A 3,937-nucleotide genomic window follows, 5' to 3' on the forward strand; every position below is an offset into this window, starting at 1 on the left:
CGGGCCGCCGCTGCGCATCTGGGTGAATCTTCCGCGGCGGGGCGACGGCTCCACCGGCGAGAGCCCCATCCGCGAGGCGACGAACGACGTCATCGTCTAAGTGACTCACCGGCCGCACGCTGTCGTAACGCACACAGTTCGGCCTGTGGTTGCGCGCCTGAAAGCGACGACGACAAGGCTCTCCCCGATACCCGGACAGGGTGCTTGACGACCGCAAAGTTCGAAATAGCGCACACACTACCTTGTGCTCGGTAAACCGAACACCTAGGCTGCGTTCGATACAACGAACCTCAGGAGCGTCATGGCAACGTTCGCCGCTAGGGCCCGGACTGTGACCGACATCGCTACGTCGGTCAGGGACGCCCGTCTCGCCGCCGGTATGAGCCAGGCCGACCTCGCAGCGGCAGCCCATCTCACACGCTCCTGGGTGAGCCTCTTCGAGAGCGGGCGCGCTCCCAATGCGTCACTGAGCAAGGTGCTCGCGATGATGGACGTTCTGGACGTCACGATCCGGCTGGCGTATCCCGTACCGGACTCGGACACGCCCCCCGCCGAGTCGGCCCGCCACCCGCGGCACCTGCCCGAGGCGGTCGATGCAGTCGAGGCGATGGAGGCACCCGAAGCAGTCGACACACCGGCGGACGATTATGAAGTCCTGACTTCCGCAAAAGTGGCCCCCCCTGGCGAAGTAGCGCTTGCCGCTGCACGCGCCATCCGGGCGGCCCACCGTGCACGCGACGTCGCAGATGACATCACTCAGCGGTCTTCCGATGCCTGACAAGGAACTCGCGGTCCTACTGTCTGGACAGAGACTGGGGACGTTGACGGAGGGCCGTCATGGCAAGCACTCGTTCTCCTACGACCTCGACGGCCCCGAACGGAATCTCTCGCTCTCCATGCCCAGACGCCGTCAGGCCTGGGGCCCCGATCGGGTCGAGCCCTTCCTCGACGGACTGTTGCCCGACAACCAGGCCGCGCGGGTCCAGATCGCCCGCCATCACGGGGCCGTCGCAGGCAACACGTTTTCCCTCCTCACCGCTGTCGGTCGCGATTGCGCCGGCGCTGTTCAGTTCCTCCGCCCCGATGCGATGGATGAACTCGACGAAGGGGTCCTCGTACCGATGTCTGACGCCGACATCAGCAGGAGACTCCGCGAGCTGATCTCGAGCAGACAGGCATCCTGGCAGGCCCGCGGCGAGCATTGGTCGCTCGCAGGAGCTCAGGAGAAGGTCGCTCTCCACCGACGAGCAGACCAGTGGTATCAGGCGACCGGCGCGATCCCCACTACGCACATCATCAAGCCCGGTGTTACCGATCTCCCCTGCCAGGCGTACAACGAAGTCCTGTGTCTGCAAGCCGTCCGAACAATCGGTTTGCCGACGGCCGCCACGAACTATGTCGATTTCGCTGGCACTCCCGCTGTGATCAGCCGACGGTGGGACCGCCATGTCGCCGTTGATGGAACCGTGACCCGTGTCCATCAGGAGGACCTCTGCCAAGCTCTCGCAGTTCATCCGTCGCGCAAGTACCAGGCCGATGGAGGCCCATCCCCCGGCGATGTCATCTCCTTCTTGCGGGCGCTCCGCCTCGAGGAAGACGTCTGGCTTTTCGTTCGAGCGCTTGCGATCAACTTTCTGCTCGGCGCCACCGACGCCCATGCCAAGAATTACGCGATTCTTCACGCCGATGATTCCCCACCCCGGCTCGCACCGCTCTATGACATCGCGTCGATCTACCCGTACTCACCACAACGGAGTCAGCGCAGACTCGCCATGAAGATCGGGAGTCGGTACGCCTACGACGAGATCACCCTCCGCCACTGGATCACCTTTGCGGAGGCCAACGATCTCGATCCGAGCGTGCTCACCGCCCAGATCTACCTCGACTCCGATGAGCTGCCCGGGGCACTCCGATCCGCCATCGAGCTGCACCCCCCGCGCACTGACGACGAACACCGGTTGGCAGACACGCTTATGGCCGAGGTCGAGGCCCAGTGTCGACGGGTTCTGGCCTGGTTCGGTTGAGTGAACCGAACTGGGGCGACGACGACGAGGTCCGCCACCCGCCCCCGGCCCGCATTAACCCGGCCGCGCGGAACCGGCCGGGTCAGAACCAGTCGAGCGGGGTGCCGTAGAGCCGATCGTGCGGCAAGCTGCGGGCGATCAGCTCGGTGAGGGCCTGGTGGTCGTTCTTCAACGCGGTACCGCGGCGGGTCGGCCGGAGCTCGCCCTTGTACTTACGCACCAGCCCCAGCGCGCGGGCCCAGTCCCTCAGCTGCCAGATCGGGAACGTCAGGTCTTCGCGATTGTTCTTCCCGATCCACTTGCGGTCCCAGCCGGTGTCGGCCATGAGTTGCTCGACCATCGTCGGCGGCAGGTACCCGGCCGCGGTGAGCTTGACCCCGTCGCCGACCCGTTCGAGCAGGATCTGCAGCTTCGCGGCCTCGTCCCGCTGGACTTCCCTGAGAGTGGCTGGCGTGTCGGCGATTCCGACCACTCGCCGCTGAACGTCCTCGAGGTCGAATTCTTCCGCGTCCCAGCCGGCCCAGAACTCGAGTACCTCCGGGCCCCAGCCATCCGAGTCGAACTCGTCGCCGCCGGCGATCCACTCGTTATATGACCAGATCCCCCCGCAGTCCTCCGGAGGGCATGCCCGGCGACCTGCCACCACCGTCGCATCCGGGATCTCGTCGTCGTCGTCGGGCTCCAGGACCTTCTCCACGGTGACGCGATGCCACCAACTGTCACCGAAGTCGTACAGGTACAGGAACCTATCGCCCACGCTGTGCGCCAGCTCGTCGAGCCGTACGTCAGCCTCGTCGAGTTCGCCCATCTCCCCGGCGTCGGGGTAGTCCATGGAGGCGAAGTGCTCGGCGTCGCGGTCCCGGCGCGAGGATGCGTGGACGAACTCGTGCAGGTGACTGTTCGTCCAGCCCATGGCTTCCTGCAGGATCAGGTGAAGGCGCGGCAACATGAGGTCGCTGCGCAGGTCCAGGCGTCGCCAGATGGGCGGGGACGAGTCCTGCAGCTCGACCTTGACACGGTAGATCACCGGTGTCTCGCGCCTCGGGTGCCGCCGGTTGACGGCCGGGCGTTCCCACGGGGACTGATAGTCAGCCCCGGCCGCCAGCGAGGCCATCAACTCGGTCTGCGGGACTCCCGCGCTCGCCAATGCGTCGAGTACCGCGTGTTTCAACTCGTCTGCGGTGAGGTCGCCTGGTCCGTAGGGGCGATCTGTCGAGGGCGTCACCTCACCGACGATACGAGATGCGAGCGGCGCGCTGGGACGCCCCCGTTTGGAGAAGTAGTCTCACCTGCCATGGACACTGTCGAGCCCGGCCTGTTCGACCTACCCGAGCCCGCGCCTGAGCCCACCCCGCAACCCTCGCCTGCGCGGCCCCGTCCCGGCAGGAACCGCGAGACATGGTCCTGCACTGTGTCCGCGGAGGTCGCCATCGTCGATGCGGCGGCGGTGACGGCGGCACTGGCCCAGTACCGTGAGGACACGGTGGTGGTCGATGCGTTCTCCGGTGCGGTGATCGAGGACCCGGCGAGTGAGGAGGCGGGGCCCGATCCCACCCTGCCGCCGCTGCCTCAACTGAACTGGCTGATCTGGCCTACGGGCGGTGTGGAGGAACTCCTCGAAGAGGGCGCGTTCCGGGTTCTCGATGTGGAGAGCGCTGTGACCACCGAGATCTACGACCGGGGGACGATCACGTGGACGGTCACGGTCAAGCTCACCGACGTCCAGCTCCTGCGTCGCGTCGCCACGCGAGCCCACCCCGCCGACGCCGACCTCATCGCGAACAGTCTGTCCGTCGCGTGGCAGCGCGCTGCTGACCCGTTCGCTCCCCTGCGTTCGATCCCCGGGATCTCGTGGCGGCCGGTGTCCGTCGACATCGCTCACGTGTCGGCGCGGAAGCGATGACGACGGCCGC

The 3,937-nt window shown here is 66.4% G+C and carries 4 protein-coding genes; 3 read left to right on the forward strand and 1 reads right to left on the reverse strand.

All coding sequences use genetic code 11. From position 1 onward, the window contains the following. Positions 1–331 precede the first annotated feature (331 nt). Complete coding sequence (locus G6018_RS09330) at positions 332–778, forward strand: helix-turn-helix transcriptional regulator (RefSeq protein WP_159110396.1); 447 nt, start codon at positions 332–334, stop codon at positions 776–778. After that, on the forward strand, positions 771–2,024 hold the full coding sequence (locus G6018_RS09335) for a type II toxin-antitoxin system HipA family toxin (protein WP_182639457.1): 1,254 nt from the start codon (positions 771–773) through the stop codon (positions 2,022–2,024). The genes G6018_RS09330 and G6018_RS09335 overlap by 8 nt, the downstream gene beginning before the upstream one ends. 82 nt (positions 2,025–2,106) lie before the next feature. Here the strand turns inward: G6018_RS09335 and G6018_RS09340 are convergent, their stop codons facing one another. After that, positions 2,107–3,249, reverse strand: a complete 1,143-nt coding sequence (locus G6018_RS09340; protein WP_182639458.1) for a plasmid pRiA4b ORF-3 family protein — start codon at positions 3,247–3,249, stop codon at positions 2,107–2,109. A gap of 69 nt (positions 3,250–3,318) precedes the next feature. Here G6018_RS09340 and G6018_RS09345 point away from each other — a divergent pair, with 69 nt between their 5' ends. After that, entirely contained in the window at positions 3,319–3,927 is a 609-nt protein-coding gene (locus tag G6018_RS09345; RefSeq protein ID WP_182639459.1) for a hypothetical protein, read from the forward strand. Positions 3,928–3,937 lie beyond the last annotated feature (10 nt).

The organism is Dietzia sp. DQ11-44, from assembly GCF_014145205.1.
GTDB classification, from domain to species: domain Bacteria; phylum Actinomycetota; class Actinomycetes; order Mycobacteriales; family Mycobacteriaceae; genus Dietzia; species Dietzia natronolimnaea.

Bases quoted from the DNA above. Each gene is read 5' to 3' on its own strand.
- G6018_RS09345 (WP_182639459.1), top strand. From the start codon at position 3,319: ATGGACACTGTCGAGCCCGGCCTGTTCGACCTACCCGAGCCCGCGCCT.
- G6018_RS09335 (WP_182639457.1), top strand. From the start codon at position 771: ATGCCTGACAAGGAACTCGCGGTCCTACTGTCTGGACAGAGACTGGGG.